Below are 13,420 nucleotides of genomic sequence, written 5' to 3'. Positions count from 1 at the left end.
AACAAGAAAAATGGGCTGGTTGGAAGCGTTCGAAACAATCCTCGTCGTGGCGACCCTGCTGACCGGCGCGATCTGGCTGCTGGACAAGCTGTTCTTCGCCAAGCGCCGCGCGGAGAGGGGCGGCCTGCTCGACGAGGAGCCGGTGCTGGTCGACTACTCGCGCGCGTTCTTCCCGGTGCTGGCCATCGTGCTGGTGCTGCGCAGCTTCGTGGTCGAGCCGTACAAGATCCCGACCGCGTCGATGTATCCGAATCTGGAGATCGGCGACTTCATCCTGGTCAACAAGTTCGCCTACGGCCTGCGCCTGCCGATCAACAACCACAAGTTCGTGGCGCTGGGCGAGCCGAAGCGCGGCGACGTGGTGGTGTTCCACTACCCGGGCTATCCGTGCGAGGTCGACGGCAAGATCGTGCGCAGCGGCGACCGCTACTGCTACCAGCCGGAAACGCCGGTGGTCAACCAGAACTGGATCAAGCGGGTGATCGGCCTGCCGGGCGACAGGATCTCGTTCGAGGACAACACGGTGTCGATCAACGGCAAGCCGCTGGCCTACCAGCCGCTCGGCGCCTACGCCGACCCGCGCTCCGGGGTACCGGGCGCGCAGCTCCTGAAGGAAGAACTGCCGGGCCGGCCGCACGAGGTGCTGGAGAACCTGGACGCCCACGTGGTGTCCGGCGAATGGGTGGTGCCGGCCGGGCACTATTTCGTCATGGGCGACAATCGCGATAATAGCGAGGACGGCCGCTTCTGGGGGGTGCTGCCGGAGAAGGACCTGCGCGGCAAGGCTTTCCTGGTCTGGCTGAACTGCTCCGGCTGGTTCTGCAGCAACGGCTTCAACCCGTCGCGCATCGGCACCCGGATCCGCTGATCGCGGATTCGGGTATCTTCGGCACAGTCCGGGCGCGGGCGATCGGGCATCATCCGCGGCATCCGCCATAACGGCATCGGCTCCAAGGGGGACTTGGCACCATGAAACGCAAGCAGAGCGGCATCACCTTCATCGGCTTCCTGATCGTGCTGGCGGTGGTGGGGTTCGCCGCCTTCATCGGCATGAAGCTGTTCCCGATGTACCAGGAGTTCTACGCGGTGAAGACGGCGGCCAAGGGCCTGGCCACCGAACCCGGCGTCGGCGACATGGACCCGGCGAAGATCCAGGACCTGTTCTTCCGCCGCCTGTACATCAACTACTCCGAAAACGTGAAGCCGCAAAACGTCAAGATCGAGCGCATCGACAACGGCTGGAACATGAAGGTCAACTACGAGGTGCGCAAGTCGCTGGTCGGCAACCTCGACGTGGTCGGCAAGTTCGACATTTCCCAGGACCTGACCCGGCGCGGTGGTGGCGGCGAGTAATCCTTTTTCCGGCGGCGGCGACCGCATCGGCCACCGCTTCGCCGACCCCGCGTTGCTGGAGCGGGCGCTGACCCATCGCAGCGCCGGCCCGAAGCACAACGAACGCCTGGAATTCCTCGGCGACGGCGTGGTCAACCTGCTGGTCGCCGAGGCGCTGTTCGCGCGCTGGCCGAAGGCCGACGAAGGCGCGCTGACCCGCGCCCGCGCCGAGCTGGTGCGCGAAGCCTCGCTGGCCGCCATAGCGCGCCGGCTGGACCTCGGCCCGCGTCTGGTGATGGGGCCGGGCGAAATGAAATCCGGCGGCCACCGCCGCGATTCGATCCTGGCCGACGCGGTGGAGGCGGTCGTTGCGGCGATCTATCTCGACGCCGGCTTCGAGGCCTGCCGTACGGCGGTGCTGCCGTGGTTCGAGGAGGCGCTGGCCGCCTTGCCGGTCGGCAAGCCGGGGAAGGACGCCAAGACCCGTCTGCAGGAATGGCTGCAGGCGCGGCAGCGGCCGCTGCCGGTCTACGAACTGGTCGACGAAAGCGGCGACGAGCACGCGAAGGTGTTCCGCGCGCGCTGCAGCATCGTCGAGCCCGTGTTGTCCGCCGAAGGCGAGGGCAGCTCGCGGCGCAATGCGGAACAGGCCGCGGCGGCGGCCTTGCTGGAGTCGCTGGCGGCCGATCGCTGATTCGGCGGCCGGCCGGGCCTTTGCCGTCGGTCCCGGACTACTGGCGGCCAACTGCCTCTACAATCGCCGCATGTCCACTCCCGAACCAACCCACCGCAGCGGCAGCGTGGCCGTGGTCGGCCGCCCCAACGTCGGCAAATCGACCCTGGTCAATGCGCTGGTCGGCGCCAAGGTCAGCATCGTCTCCAACCGCCCGCAGACCACGCGCCATCGCCTGCTCGGCATCGCCACCTTCCCGGAAGGGCAGGTCGCGCTGGTCGACACGCCCGGCCTGCACAAGCAACAGAAGCGGGCGATGAACCGGGTGATGAACCGTGCCGCGCGCGGCGCGCTGGAAGGCGTGGACGCGGCGTTGCTGGTGATCGAGGCCGGGCGCTGGGACGACGAGGACACGCTGGCCTGCAACGTCCTCGGCGATGCCGGCGTACCGGTGATCCTGGTGGTCAACAAGGTCGACCGGCTGAAGGAAAAGGCGGCGCTGCTGCCGTTCCTCGCCCAGGTCAGCGAAGGCCGCAAGTTCGCCGCGGTGCATCCGGTTTCGGCGCTGAAGCGCAACGGCCTGCAGGCGCTGGCCAAGGACCTGCTCGCGTTGCTGCCGGAAGCGCCGCCGATGTTCGGCGAGGACGAAATCACCGACCGCAGTTCCAAGTTCCTCGCAGGCGAGCTGGTGCGCGAGCAGCTGATGCGCCAGCTCGGCGCCGAGCTGCCGTATTCGACGACCGTGGAAATCGAGCGTTTCGTCGAGGAAGGCGAGCTGCTGCGCATCGGCGCGGTGATCTGGGTCGAGCGCGAAGGGCAGAAGGCCATCGTGATCGGCAAGGCCGGCGCGCGGCTGAAGGAAATCGGCGCCAAGTCGCGGATCAGCATGGAGAAGCTGTTCGGCCGCAAGGTTTTCCTCGAAACCTGGGTGCGCGTGCGCGAGGGCTGGTCGGACGACGAGGCGGCGCTGAAGGCGTTTGGATACGAGTAGGAGCGGCGTGAGCCGCGACCGTAAACTTTCCGTCTTCGGGAATTACCCGCGTAGCGCCATTTTCGTGGTCGCGGCTCACGCCGCTCCTACAATGAGCCGATGCGCCTGATTGCCCAACCTGCCTTCGTCCTGCACGCGCGTCCTTGGCGCGAAACCAGCCTGCTGGTCGAGGTATTGGCGGCCGGGCATGGCCGCATCGGCCTGGTCGCGCGCGGCGTGCGCGGGCCGAAGGCGCACGTGCTGCGTTCGGCGCTGCAGCCGCTGCAGCACATCCGCTTCGATGCCGTGCTGCGCGGCGAACTGGCGCAGTTGCACGCGGCCGAAGCGCTCGACATCGCGCCGCGCTTGGCCGGCGATGCCGTCATGGCCGGGTTCTACCTCAACGAACTGGTGCTGCGCCTGGCACCGCGCCACGACCCGCATCCGGAACTGTTCGCCGCCTACGCGCGCGCCCGCGAACGCCTGCGCGCCGGCGACGTGCTGGCGTGGACCCTGCGCCGCTTCGAGCGCGACCTGCTGGGCGCGCTCGGATTCGGTTTCGCTCTCGACTGCGATGGCGATGGCGCGGCCATCGACCCGGCGGCGCGTTACCGGATCGACCCGGAGCACGGCCCGCGCCGCGTCGGCAGCGATCGCGGCCATGGGGAACGCAGCACGTTCGCCACCGGCCGCGGCCTGCTCGCCCTGGCGGCCGACGAAACGCCGGACCACGACGACCTTGCCAGCCTGCGCCTGCCGATGCGCGGGGTGCTGGCGCACCATCTCGGTCCGCGCGGCCTGAAGTCGTGGGAGATGATCGGCGAACTGGGGCGGCTGAAACGGTAGGATCGCGCTCGCGCGCGGGCGCCATGCTGCGCGGGCGAATGGAAGGTTCCCGGTCGCGGCCCGGCCTGCGCCTACAGGCGGGTCTGCTTCGCGATCTCGTCGAATTCGTCGAGCAGTGAAAGATCCGGCAGCGTGCGGTCGAACGCCGCCGCCGCCGACTGCAGCCGCGCCGCGCCGACGAAGCCGCAACTGGCCTTGAGCCGGTGCAGTTCGCGGTGCAGGGCTTCGTGGTCCCGGTTCGCCGCCGCCGCGGCGATGGCGGCCCGCTGTTTCGGCAGTTCGGCCAGAAACAACTGGCGCAGTGCGGCAACGTTGCCGGCATTGCCCTTCAGCGCCGCCAGTGCCGCGGCGTCGTCCCAGAGCGGCAGCCCGGTTCCGTCGCGGGGCGCGGCAGCCCCGGCCGGGGCACCGGCAGCCAGACCGAGCGTTTCCCGGACCGCTGCCTGCAGGTCGCCGGCCGACAGCGGCTTGACCAGCACCTCCACGAAGCCGTCGGCAAGCAGGCGCTCGCGCGTCGTCGGCGAGCCGTCGGCGGTGTGCGCCAGCGCCGGCGTGCGCGGGGCGTGCCGGCGCAGCCGCGCCAACAGTTCGGCACCGCTGCCGTCGGGCAGGTTGGCGTCGATCAGCCACAGGTCGCAGCCGGCACCGGCGGCCGTGGCTTCGGCCAGCGTGGCGGCGGTGTCGACCGTGGCCGGCAGGGCCTCGAGCGCGGCGGTCAGGAAATCGCGGCTGACCGGGTCGTCTTCGACCAGCAGCAGGCGTGGCTTCGTCTCCCGTTCCATTCCGTCCCCCCCATCGGCGCGGCGTCCGGCGGATGTTAGCGCCGGTTGGCGGGCGGGGGCCGGGACCCCGTCGGGTCCGTGGCCGGATGGCCTTCGGTTTGCGCCTAAGTGTTTGAAATGCCATAATGCGCGGCTCCCACGGGCCCTGCCTGGGGAGTCCTTGCTCCACCGCCACGGCGGGGGGCTGTCCGGCCGGCGCCGCTGGCGCTGGCCATCATCCACAAGGTAACCAAAACATGCGTCACTACGAAATCGTGTTCCTGGTCCATCCGGACCAGAGCGAGCAGGTGCCGGCGATGATCGAGCGCTACAAGGCGCTGGTCGAGAACGGCAGCGGCAAGATCCACCGCCTGGAAGACTGGGGCCGCCGCCAGCTGGCCTACCCGATCCAGAACCTGGTCAAGGCCCACTACGTGCTGCTCAACATCGAGGCCGGCCAGTCGGTGCTGGCCGAGCTGACCGAGAACTTCCGCTTCAACGACGCGGTGCTGCGCCACCTCGTCATCAAGCGCGATGGTCCGGACACCGAGCCGTCCTTCATCCTGAAGAGCAAGGACGAGAAGGACAAGGGCGAGCGTCGCCGCCGCGACGACGAAGAGGGCCCCGGTTCCGCCGATGCCGAAACCGCCGAAGCCGCCTGAGGAGATAGCCCATGTCCAAGTTCTTCCGTCGCCGCAAGTTCTGCAAGTTCACCGCCGAAGGCGTGAAGGAGATCGATTACAAGGATCTCAACACCCTGCGCCAGTACCTGACCGAGACCGGCAAGATCGTGCCGAGCCGCGTCACCGGCACCAAGTCGCGCTACCAGCGCCAGCTGCAGACCGCGATCAAGCGCGCGCGTTTCCTCGCGCTGATCCCGTACACCGACAACCACGACGTCTGATCGCGGAGGCAGGCCTCGGCCTGCCTTCCGCAGGGCGCGACCCCGTCCGTTCGGACAGCCAACAGTTGCGGACCCGCTCCATCGGGTCCGCTAACGAATACGGAGCAACAAAATGGAACTGATCCTCCTGCAGAAAGTGACCAACCTCGGCGGCCTTGGCGACAAGGTCAACGTCAAGCCGGGCTATGGCCGCAACTACCTGGTGCCGCAGGGCAAGGCCGTGCCGGCCACCGCGGAAAACATCGCCGCGTTCGAAGCCAAGCGCGCCGAGTACGAAGCCAAGGCCAAGGCCGCGCACGACGAAGCCGAAGCCCGCAAGGCCAAGCTGGAAGGCGCCAGCGTGACCATCAAGGCCAACGCATCGACCGAAGGCAAGCTGTTCGGCTCGGTCGGCCCGCGCGACATCGCCGAGGCCTTCACCGCCGCCGGCCTGCCGCTGGAGAAGAGCGAAGTGGTGCTGGGCGAAGGCGCGTTCCGCAACGTCGGCGAGTACGAAGTGATCGCCAAGCTGCACGCCGACGTCGAAACCACGCTGAAGGTCGTCGTCGAAGCCGAAGCCTGATCCTCCGGCACGGCCAGCGGTACCGAAAACGGGCGCCTCTCGGCGCCCGTTTTTCTTTTGCTGCCTATTGCCTGGCGACTGGCGCCGGCGGCGCGGGTGCCGCCGGGGGCGCGGGCGGTGCCGGCGGTTCGTCCTTGCCGGCGACGGCCTGCGTAGCTTCGCGGATCCCGTCGCGAATTCCCTGGCGAATGTCCTGCCGAAGTTCGGCGCGCTCCTCGTCCGACATCGCGGCGGCGCCATGGCCATCGATGTCGTCGGCGCAGTCGTCGATGTCGCCCTGGTTCATCGTCGCATACGGCTGGAACTCGGGCAGCGCGGCCGCGAGTTTCTGCTGCGAGGCCAGCAGCGCGGGCAGGCGGCCGCACAGTTGCTTCGCCCCCGCCTTGATCCCTTCCGCCTCGGCCTCGATGCGCTTCTCGATGGCCTTGTCGTCGTCGCCGTTGAACAAGCCCTTCAGCGCTTCGCCGGCCGCTTTTATGCCCAGGTCGGCGCCCTGCGCGCCGATGTCCATGCCGGCCTTGGCCACTTCGATCAGCTCGCCGCGGTATTGCTTCAGCAACGCCTGCTGTTCCGGCGTGGTCGCGACTTTCGCGCCTTCGATCAGCAATTCGCCCTGCGGGGTGATCTCGGCCTTGGGCAGGTTGCTGTCGCGCTTGATCTTGCGGCCGTTGACATTGATGTCGACGCCGCCGCTGCCGATGTTGATGTTCTTCGTTTCCAGTTCGGCCTTGGCCTTGTCCATGGCCTGCTGGACCTTCGAACCGATGAAGGTGGTCGGTTGCGATGCGCCGCTGCCGGCGGGCGCCGGCGCCGGCTTCTCGCCGCAGGCGGCCAGCGGCAGTACGGCGGCGAGCGCAAGGATGCGGAGTCTGTTCATGGTCGTTGCCTCGGGTCAGTGCATGGCGAAGTCGCGGCGGAGGTCGTTTTCGCAGTCCTCGACGTCGTCGGCTTCCAGCGTGGCGTAGGGGCGAAACTGCGGCAGGCTGGCGGCCAGTTGCTGCTGCGAGGCCAGCACGTCGGGCAGGCGCCGGCAGATCCGGCGTACCATCGGTTCGACGTGTTGCTTGACCGTGCGCTCGACGCGCCGCTCCAGGCTGCCGGTGAGGCCGCCCACGATCAGCCCGAACAACGAGGTGTCGGCGGCTTCGATCGCGGCCATGGCCGCGTGTTCGCCAGCGTCGATGCCATCCTTGGCAATGTCTATGATCAGGCCGCGATAGCCGAGCAGTTGCTGGCGCTGTACCGCGTTGACGGCCACGGCCTTGCCATCGATCAGGAAGTCGCCTTGCGGGCTGATTTCCGCCTTCGGCAGCTTTTCGTCGTGCGGCGGTTTTCTCTTGCCGTCCTTGCCGAAATGGAAGCCGTTGCCGACTTCCAGGTTTTCGGTTTCCAGCTCGGTGCGGGCCTTGGCGAGATCGGCGTGAACCTCACTGCGCGCTTCGGCCAGTTCCTGGCGGACTTCGTCGCGGGTGTCGCCGGCCTGCGCCGCCAGCGGCAGCAGCAGGGCCAGGACGAGGGTGGTGGCTTGCAGTTTTTTCATCGTCGGCTCTCCGAGGCGGGATCAGTCGGCCAGTTCGCGCCAGCGGCGCAGGTGGATCGCGGCGAAGATGAAGCCCGCGCCGACAACTGCGCCGATCCAGGTGTTGAGCAGGCTGAACGCGTGCCAGCTGTGCGCGACGAAGTTGTACAGGCCGATGATGCTGGTCTTCGCGTCGCCGGTGACGATGGCGTCGTGTCCGTACCACAGTGACCAGATGCCCGGCACCGCGCTGCCCAATCCCCGGCCGACGATGGTCGACCACAGTTCCTTCAGCGGCAGGTCCAGGCCCAGGATCAACGAGATCAGGCTGATGCTGGCGCAGCCCAGCACCGGTACCAGCACGGCCCACAGGAACGGCTTGCTGCGTGCCCAGGACGAAACGAACAGCAGCCAGCCGACGGTGGGCAGCGCCCAGGCCACGTAGACGGGCAGGGCGGCGATGCCGCTGCCGATCAGCCGGAACACGTGCGCATCGGTGAACATCGCGGTGAAGCCAACCATGCCCAGGCCACTGATGGCGATGCCCAGCGCGGCGATCAGCCACAGAACCAGGCCGAGTACCGCGCCCAGCAGGATCGCCAGCAGCGGCGCCAGCAACAGCGCCCAGGCGAGCTTGGACAGTACGGTGGCGGCATCGGACACCGGCATCGATTTCCAGAACAGCACGCTGCGGTCCTTGCGTTCGTCGAACAGCGCGCCCAGGGTGTAGAAGAACACCACGAAGGTAAGCACCAGCAGGCTGATGCCCATGCCCATGCTGACCACGCCCTCGATGAACTGGCCGATCGCGTGCGCGCCCGCCTCCGTGTCGACGTCGTGGAAGTCGTCGACGAAATGGCCGTTGATCTTGACTCCGCCCAGCACCGCGCCGATCAGGGTCAACCCGGCGACGACCGCGCCGGTGATCAGCTGCGACCACAGGAAACCGCCGCGGTTTTCCCAGAACTCGCGCTTCAGCAGCCATTTGAAGGTGTCGAACTTGCTCTTGTTCACGACGACGGCGTTCATGCGTAGGTTCCTTTCATGATGGCGACGAACAGGTCGGCCAGGCCGGGGTTGCGGGTTTCGCCCAGCGCGGCCAGGCGGTCGCGCGGCACGCCGTCAAACAGCAGGACGGTCTTGCCGAAGGGCAGGGCGCGTTCGTCGATCGGCTTCAGCGCGCGGGCTTCGTCGATCTTCTCGGCCGAAACCAGCGCTTCGGTGTAACGCGCGCCGACTTCGTCCATTTGCGCGGCCAGCGCGATCTTCCCGTCGCGGATGAACATCACGTCGGTGAGGATGTGCTCGATCTCCTCGACCTGGTGGGTGGTGACCAGGATGGTCTTCTCCTCGTCGAAGTAGTCCTCGAGCAGGCGCTGGTAGAACTGCTTGCGGTACAGGATGTCCAGGCCCAGCGTGGGTTCGTCCAGCACCAGCAGCCTGGCGTCGATCGCCATCACCAGCGCCAAGTGCAGCTGCACGATCATGCCCTTCGACATCTCGCGCACGCGCTGGTTGGGCTTCAGTTGCGTGTTGGCGAGGAAACGCTCGCACTTGGCGCGATCGAAGCGCGGGTGCACGCCGGCGACGAAATCGACCGCTTCCCTGACCCGGATCCAGCGCGGCAGCACCGCCACGTCGGCGATGAAGCACACGTCGCGCATCAACTGGTCGCGGTCCTTGCGCGGGTCCAGGCCCAGCACCTTCAGCTCGCCCTCGAACGGGATCAGGCCGAGGATCGCCTTCAGCGCGGTGGTCTTGCCGGCGCCGTTCGGCCCGATCAGGCCGACGATGCGGCCGGCCGGGATGTCGAAACCCGCGCCGTCCAGCGCCAGCTTGTTCTTGTAGGCCTTGCGCAGGCCGTGCGCGGAAACGACCGCGGAAGTACTCGTTGTATTCACTTGTCGATCCCCTTCAGCAGTTCTTCGGCAGTCAGTCCCAGGCGCTGGATGCGTTCGGCCACGACCGGCCATTCCTCGTTGAGGAAGCGCTCGCGCTCGCTGCCCAGCAGCTTCTTCGCCGCCTCTTCGGTGACGAACATGCCCAGCCCGCGGCGCTTCTCGACCAGGGCCTCGTCGGCCAGCTCCTGGTAGGCGCGCGACACGGTGATCGGGTTGAGCTGGTATTCGGCGGCCACCTGGCGTACCGAGGGCAGGGCGTCGCCGGGCTTCAGCACGCCGTCCAGCATCATCGCGATCACGCGGTCCTTCAGCTGGCGGTAGATCGGAGCGCCGTCGCTCCATTGGACGGATGGACTCATCATGTTCAGTTCCCGGGGCGCAGCGAACGCGCAAAGGAGAAGTAGGGCATCGACAGGACGCCGTGGCGACGGCGCAGCAGGTGGCGCGGCGTCACGGCAGTCGCGTCGTCGGCCTGTATCATTGGGGTATCCGCGACCGCCGGAACGAGGCCGCCCTCGGCGTTGGTGTCGGCGTGCCGTCCCGCCGCGGCCAGCAAACCCAGGCCGCAGAGGCCGGCGGACGCCAGCAGCAGGTACGGCGATTTGAGCGGGCTCGGTTTCATTGACTCCCCCTTCGGGGTGAGTGGTGTTGTATGTAACTATAACACCTAAACACGGCTTGTCAACAAGCTGCAATGAACCGGGAACCCAACTGAAGACACAGGCCATGGGGCCGTAGTGGAGGTTTGGAAATGGTGTTCAAGTCATTGAAATTACTCGCCTTCGTGGCCGTATTGGCGGTTTTCGACGCCCATGCGGGTGGCCTGCTCGACGTGACCTACCGTCCGCTGGCGGGCAAAACGCCGGTGGAACTGGACAAGGCCTATGGCGGCAAGGTGCTGCTGGTGGTCAATACGGCCAGCAAGTGCGGTTTCACGCCCCAGTACGAGGGCCTGGAGGCGATGCACCAGAAGTATTCGGCGCAGGGTTTCGCCGTGCTCGGTTTTCCGTCGAACGACTTCAGGGGCCAGGAGCCGGGAAGCGAGCAGCAGATCCAGGAGTTCTGCACCCTGACCTACGGGGTCAAGTTCCCCATGTTCGAGAAGGTGCACGTGGTCGGCGACGAAGCGACGCCGCTGTACAAGGCGCTGGCCCGCGAAACCGGCGTTGCGCCGGGCTGGAATTTCCACAAGTACCTGATCGGTCGCGACGGCCGCGTGCTTGCGCAATTCCCGAGCAAGGTCGAGCCCGACGACCCGCGGCTGGTGCAGGCAGTGGAAAACGCGCTGAAGGCGCCGCCCACCGGCAAATGATGCAGCCGGTATCGCGTCGCGCATGCGACAATGCCGCCATGCGCGGCGCGGCCGCGCCAACCGGATTCACCAGGAGCTATCGATGAAGCGTTTGATGCGCGGCGTGGCCGCGGCAGTGGCGGCCACCCTGGCCATGATCGGCGGCAACGTGGCCGCGCAGAGTACCGCGGGCGACAAGGCCGCGTTGAACAGCGAGCGCGAGAAGGTCAGTTACGCGATCGGCCTGGACATCGCGCGTTCGTTCGAGCCGCTGGCGCCGTTCGTCGATCTCGGCACGTTCGAGAAGGCGGTGCGCAATGCGTTCGCCGGCGGCGCGCCGCTGCAGAGCGAAGACGAAGCCCGCGCCACCGACAGCGCGCTGCGCATCAACCTCGCCGCCAGCCAGGGCCAGACCCCGCCGGGCATGCCGCCGGGCAGCCAGCCGCCGGCGGTGGACAAGGCCAAGGTCGGGCTGATGCTGGGCGACCGCATGGTCGGGCCGAGCTTGCTGCCGTTGAAGGACGAGATCGACCTGCCGCTGCTGATCCAGGCGATCCGCACGGCGTTCGCCAAGGGCCAGCCGTTGCTCAGCGCAGGCGAGGCGCAGGCGACGATGGCGGCCTATCTGTCCCGCAAGCAGAGCGAGGCCGGGGCGAAGAACCGCGCCGAGGGCGCCGAGTTCCTGGCGAAGAACAAGATGCAGAAGGGCGTGATCACCACGCCCTCCGGCCTGCAGTACCAAGTGCTGCGCCCGGGTAGCGGCCCGCACCCGACGCCGAACAGCACGGTACGGGTCAACTACGAGGGCAAGCTGCTCGGCGGGCAGGTGTTCGACAGCTCCTACAAGCGCGGCCAGCCGGCCGAATTCCCGCTGACCGGCGTGGTCGCGGGCTGGACCGAGGGCATCCCGCTGATGCCGGTCGGCGCCAAGTATCGCTTCTGGATCCCGTCCGAACTCGCTTACGGCCCGCAGGGGCAGCCGCAGGGCGGCATTCCGCCGAACGCCACCTTGACCTTCGACGTCGAGCTGCTCGGCATCCTGCAATAAACCGACGGGACAACTCCCGATCAACCCGAGGAATACAGGAACGGTATGCGCGTAGCGATTTTCGGAACCGGCTATGTCGGCCTGGTGACGGGTACCTGCCTGGCCGAAGTCGGCCACGACGTGGTTTGCGTGGACATCGAAGCGGCCAAGGTCGAGGGGCTGAACAACGGCGTCGTCCCGATCTACGAGCCCGGCCTGGAACCGATGGTCAAGGCCAACCACGCCGCCGGGCGCCTGCGCTTCACCACCGACGCGGCCGCGGCGATCGCGCACGGCGAGGTCGTGTTCATCGCAGTCGGCACACCGCCGGACGAAGACGGCAGCGCCGACCTGAAGTACGTGCTGGCGGTGGCCGCGACCATCGGCCGGCACATCGACAAGCCCACCGTGGTCGTCGACAAGTCGACCGTGCCGGTCGGCACCGCCGACAAGGTGCGCGCGACCGTCGCGGGGGAACTGCGGGCGCGCGGCGTGCAGGTCGCGTTCGACGTGGTTTCCAACCCGGAATTCCTCAAGGAAGGCGACGCGGTCAACGACTGCATGCGCCCGGACCGCATCGTCATCGGCGCCAGCGACCCGGCCTCGGTCGAGAAGATGAAGCGCCTGTACGCGCCGTTCAACCGCAACCACGAGCGCATCGTGGCGATGGACGTGCGTTCGGCCGAACTGACCAAGTACGCGGCCAACGCGATGCTGGCGACCAAGATCAGCTTCATGAACGAGATCGCCAACATCGCCGAGCGCGTCGGCGCCGACGTCGAGATGGTGCGCAAGGGCATCGGCTCCGACCCGCGCATCGGCTGGCACTTCATCTATCCCGGCGCCGGCTACGGCGGTTCGTGCTTCCCGAAGGACGTGCAGGCGCTGGCGAAGACCGCGTCGCAGCACGGCTATGCGGCGCGGTTGCTGGATTCGGTCGAGGCGGTCAACGACGCGCAGAAGGACCACCTGTTCGAACTGATCTCGCGACACTACGGCGGCAAGCTGGCCGGCAAGACCTTCGCGGTGTGGGGCCTGGCGTTCAAGCCGAACACCGACGACATGCGCGAGGCCTCCAGCCGCCGCCTGCTGGCGCAGCTGTGGCAGGCCGGTGCGAAGGTGCGCGCCTACGACCCGGAGGCGCGGCACGAAGCGCAGCGCATTTTCGGCGAGCGCGACGACCTGTTGCTGTGCGACACCGCCAGTGAAGCGCTGCATGGCGCCGACGCGCTGGTCGTGGTCACCGAATGGAAGCAGTTCCGCAGCCCGGCCTTCGCCGGCCTGAAGGACGTGCTGGCCGACGCGGTGGTCTTCGACGGCCGCAATCTCTACGAGCCGGCCGAGGTCGAGGAAGCCGGCGTGGCCTATTACGGCATCGGCCGGGGGCGTTCGCTGCATGCAGCCTGAGTTCGCCGGCCGCGACCGCCTGCTCGAGCAGCGGTTGATCGAAATGGAAACGCGCCTGACCTTCCAGGAACAGGCGCTGGCCGAGTTGAGCGAGGCCCTGGCCGATGCGCGCGCCGAGAGCGCCCGCAACGCCAGCCTGCTGCGCCACCTGCTCGAGGACCTCGGCAAGTTGCGCGCCAGCCTGTACGCCGATCCGGCCGACGAACCGCCCCCGCCGCACTACTGAG

Annotated in this window: 19 protein-coding genes; 12 read left to right on the top strand and 7 right to left on the bottom strand. The window is 67.6% G+C overall.

Annotated features, from left to right (window positions below):
- Positions 1-19: 19 nt before the first annotated feature.
- From lepB to recO, 5 genes are all read left to right on the top strand, one after another.
- Positions 20-868 (top strand): signal peptidase I, encoded by an 849-nt coding sequence (lepB, locus tag CSC71_RS12625; protein WP_425501954.1) that lies wholly within the window; start codon positions 20-22, stop codon positions 866-868.
- A gap of 101 nt (positions 869-969) precedes the next feature.
- The gene (locus tag CSC71_RS12620; RefSeq protein WP_162374733.1) at positions 970-1,353 is read left to right on the top strand and encodes a DUF4845 domain-containing protein; all 384 of its coding nucleotides are present in this window, start codon (positions 970-972) and stop codon (positions 1,351-1,353) included.
- A complete protein-coding gene (gene rnc, locus CSC71_RS12615) occupies positions 1,340-2,026 on the top strand; it encodes a ribonuclease III (protein ID WP_162374732.1) in 687 nt (228 codons plus the stop codon). The genes CSC71_RS12620 and rnc overlap by 14 nt, the downstream gene beginning before the upstream one ends.
- 70 nt (positions 2,027-2,096) lie before the next feature.
- A complete protein-coding gene (era, locus tag CSC71_RS12610; protein ID WP_162374731.1) occupies positions 2,097-2,996 on the top strand; it encodes a GTPase Era in 900 nt (299 codons plus the stop codon).
- 99 nt (positions 2,997-3,095) lie between these two features.
- Positions 3,096-3,821, top strand: a complete 726-nt coding sequence (gene recO / locus CSC71_RS12605; RefSeq protein ID WP_162374730.1) for a DNA repair protein RecO — start codon at positions 3,096-3,098, stop codon at positions 3,819-3,821.
- Positions 3,822-3,892: 71 nt separating this feature from the next.
- Here recO and CSC71_RS12600 read toward each other — a convergent pair whose 3' ends face one another.
- Positions 3,893-4,603, bottom strand: a complete 711-nt coding sequence (locus tag CSC71_RS12600; protein ID WP_162374729.1) for a response regulator — start codon at positions 4,601-4,603, stop codon at positions 3,893-3,895.
- 236 nt (positions 4,604-4,839) lie between these two features.
- On the opposite strand from CSC71_RS12600, the gene rpsF reads away from it, so the two are divergent.
- The 3 genes from rpsF to rplI all read left to right on the top strand — a co-directional run bounded on the left by rpsF (position 4,840) and on the right by rplI (position 6,048).
- A complete protein-coding gene (gene rpsF, locus CSC71_RS12595) occupies positions 4,840-5,244 on the top strand; it encodes a 30S ribosomal protein S6 (protein WP_162374728.1) in 405 nt (134 codons plus the stop codon).
- A gap of 11 nt (positions 5,245-5,255) precedes the next feature.
- Positions 5,256-5,486, top strand: a complete 231-nt coding sequence (gene rpsR / locus CSC71_RS12590; RefSeq protein ID WP_162374727.1) for a 30S ribosomal protein S18 — start codon at positions 5,256-5,258, stop codon at positions 5,484-5,486.
- A gap of 112 nt (positions 5,487-5,598) precedes the next feature.
- The gene (gene rplI / locus CSC71_RS12585; RefSeq protein ID WP_162374726.1) at positions 5,599-6,048 is read left to right on the top strand and encodes a 50S ribosomal protein L9; all 450 of its coding nucleotides are present in this window, start codon (positions 5,599-5,601) and stop codon (positions 6,046-6,048) included.
- Between the two features lie 64 nt (positions 6,049-6,112).
- Here rplI and CSC71_RS12580 read toward each other — a convergent pair whose 3' ends face one another.
- Genes CSC71_RS12580 through CSC71_RS12555 form a run of 6 tightly spaced genes read right to left on the bottom strand, consistent with a single transcriptional unit; the run spans position 6,113 to position 10,090 of the window.
- On the bottom strand, positions 6,113-6,925 hold the full coding sequence (locus CSC71_RS12580; protein ID WP_343037690.1) for a YggN family protein: 813 nt from the start codon (positions 6,923-6,925) through the stop codon (positions 6,113-6,115).
- Positions 6,926-6,940: 15 nt separating this feature from the next.
- On the bottom strand, positions 6,941-7,588 hold the full coding sequence (locus tag CSC71_RS12575) for a hypothetical protein (protein ID WP_162374725.1): 648 nt from the start codon (positions 7,586-7,588) through the stop codon (positions 6,941-6,943).
- A 21-nt stretch (positions 7,589-7,609) separates the two neighbouring features.
- Positions 7,610-8,596, bottom strand: coding sequence for an ABC transporter permease (locus CSC71_RS12570; RefSeq protein ID WP_162374724.1), 987 nt, complete (start codon positions 8,594-8,596; stop codon positions 7,610-7,612).
- Entirely contained in the window at positions 8,593-9,468 is an 876-nt protein-coding gene (locus tag CSC71_RS12565; protein ID WP_162374723.1) for an ABC transporter ATP-binding protein, read from the bottom strand. Before CSC71_RS12565 ends, CSC71_RS12570 begins: the two co-directional genes overlap by 4 nt.
- Positions 9,465-9,827 (bottom strand): GntR family transcriptional regulator, encoded by a 363-nt coding sequence (locus tag CSC71_RS12560; protein ID WP_162374722.1) that lies wholly within the window; start codon positions 9,825-9,827, stop codon positions 9,465-9,467. Before CSC71_RS12560 ends, CSC71_RS12565 begins: the two co-directional genes overlap by 4 nt.
- 5 nt (positions 9,828-9,832) lie before the next feature.
- Complete coding sequence (locus CSC71_RS12555) at positions 9,833-10,090, bottom strand: hypothetical protein (protein ID WP_162374721.1); 258 nt, start codon at positions 10,088-10,090, stop codon at positions 9,833-9,835.
- 129 nt (positions 10,091-10,219) lie between these two features.
- Between CSC71_RS12555 and CSC71_RS12550 the strand changes: the two genes are divergently transcribed.
- The 4 genes from CSC71_RS12550 (at position 10,220) to CSC71_RS12535 (ending at position 13,419) form a co-directional block, all read left to right on the top strand.
- A complete protein-coding gene (locus tag CSC71_RS12550; RefSeq protein ID WP_162374720.1) occupies positions 10,220-10,780 on the top strand; it encodes a glutathione peroxidase in 561 nt (186 codons plus the stop codon).
- An 82-nt stretch (positions 10,781-10,862) separates the two neighbouring features.
- Positions 10,863-11,807 carry an FKBP-type peptidyl-prolyl cis-trans isomerase gene (locus CSC71_RS12545; protein ID WP_162374719.1) on the top strand — a complete coding sequence of 315 codons (945 nt, stop codon included), beginning with the start codon at positions 10,863-10,865 and terminating at the stop codon, positions 11,805-11,807.
- A 45-nt stretch (positions 11,808-11,852) separates the two neighbouring features.
- Complete coding sequence (locus CSC71_RS12540; RefSeq protein ID WP_162374718.1) at positions 11,853-13,193, top strand: UDP-glucose dehydrogenase family protein; 1,341 nt, start codon at positions 11,853-11,855, stop codon at positions 13,191-13,193.
- A complete protein-coding gene (locus tag CSC71_RS12535; protein ID WP_162374717.1) occupies positions 13,183-13,419 on the top strand; it encodes a SlyX family protein in 237 nt (78 codons plus the stop codon). The genes CSC71_RS12540 and CSC71_RS12535 overlap by 11 nt, the downstream gene beginning before the upstream one ends.
- Position 13,420 lies beyond the last annotated feature (1 nt).

The sequence above is a fragment of the Pseudoxanthomonas sangjuensis genome (genome assembly GCF_010211755.1).
In the GTDB taxonomy this organism is placed as follows: Bacteria; Pseudomonadota; Gammaproteobacteria; order Xanthomonadales; family Xanthomonadaceae; genus Pseudoxanthomonas_A; species Pseudoxanthomonas_A sangjuensis.
Note: the sequence above shows the minus strand (reverse complement) of the source record. Positions and strands in the feature narration are given on the sequence as shown.

What these genes read in the sequence shown, in the direction of transcription:
- CSC71_RS12620 (WP_162374733.1), top strand. Translation starts at nt 970, where the DNA reads ATGAAACGCAAGCAGAGCGGCATCACCTTCATCGGCTTCCTGATCGTG.
- era (WP_162374731.1), top strand. Translation starts at nt 2,097, where the DNA reads ATGTCCACTCCCGAACCAACCCACCGCAGCGGCAGCGTGGCCGTGGTC.
- recO (WP_162374730.1), top strand. Translation starts at nt 3,096, where the DNA reads ATGCGCCTGATTGCCCAACCTGCCTTCGTCCTGCACGCGCGTCCTTGG.
- CSC71_RS12600 (WP_162374729.1), bottom strand. Translation starts at nt 4,603, where the DNA reads ATGGAACGGGAGACGAAGCCACGCCTGCTGCTGGTCGAAGACGACCCG.
- rpsF (WP_162374728.1), top strand. Translation starts at nt 4,840, where the DNA reads ATGCGTCACTACGAAATCGTGTTCCTGGTCCATCCGGACCAGAGCGAG.
- rpsR (WP_162374727.1), top strand. Translation starts at nt 5,256, where the DNA reads ATGTCCAAGTTCTTCCGTCGCCGCAAGTTCTGCAAGTTCACCGCCGAA.
- rplI (WP_162374726.1), top strand. Translation starts at nt 5,599, where the DNA reads ATGGAACTGATCCTCCTGCAGAAAGTGACCAACCTCGGCGGCCTTGGC.
- CSC71_RS12580 (WP_343037690.1), bottom strand. Translation starts at nt 6,925, where the DNA reads ATGAACAGACTCCGCATCCTTGCGCTCGCCGCCGTACTGCCGCTGGCC.
- CSC71_RS12575 (WP_162374725.1), bottom strand. Translation starts at nt 7,588, where the DNA reads ATGAAAAAACTGCAAGCCACCACCCTCGTCCTGGCCCTGCTGCTGCCG.
- CSC71_RS12570 (WP_162374724.1), bottom strand. Translation starts at nt 8,596, where the DNA reads ATGAACGCCGTCGTCGTGAACAAGAGCAAGTTCGACACCTTCAAATGG.
- CSC71_RS12560 (WP_162374722.1), bottom strand. Translation starts at nt 9,827, where the DNA reads ATGAGTCCATCCGTCCAATGGAGCGACGGCGCTCCGATCTACCGCCAG.
- CSC71_RS12555 (WP_162374721.1), bottom strand. Translation starts at nt 10,090, where the DNA reads ATGAAACCGAGCCCGCTCAAATCGCCGTACCTGCTGCTGGCGTCCGCC.
- CSC71_RS12550 (WP_162374720.1), top strand. Translation starts at nt 10,220, where the DNA reads ATGGTGTTCAAGTCATTGAAATTACTCGCCTTCGTGGCCGTATTGGCG.
- CSC71_RS12545 (WP_162374719.1), top strand. Translation starts at nt 10,863, where the DNA reads ATGAAGCGTTTGATGCGCGGCGTGGCCGCGGCAGTGGCGGCCACCCTG.
- CSC71_RS12540 (WP_162374718.1), top strand. Translation starts at nt 11,853, where the DNA reads ATGCGCGTAGCGATTTTCGGAACCGGCTATGTCGGCCTGGTGACGGGT.
- CSC71_RS12535 (WP_162374717.1), top strand. Translation starts at nt 13,183, where the DNA reads ATGCAGCCTGAGTTCGCCGGCCGCGACCGCCTGCTCGAGCAGCGGTTG.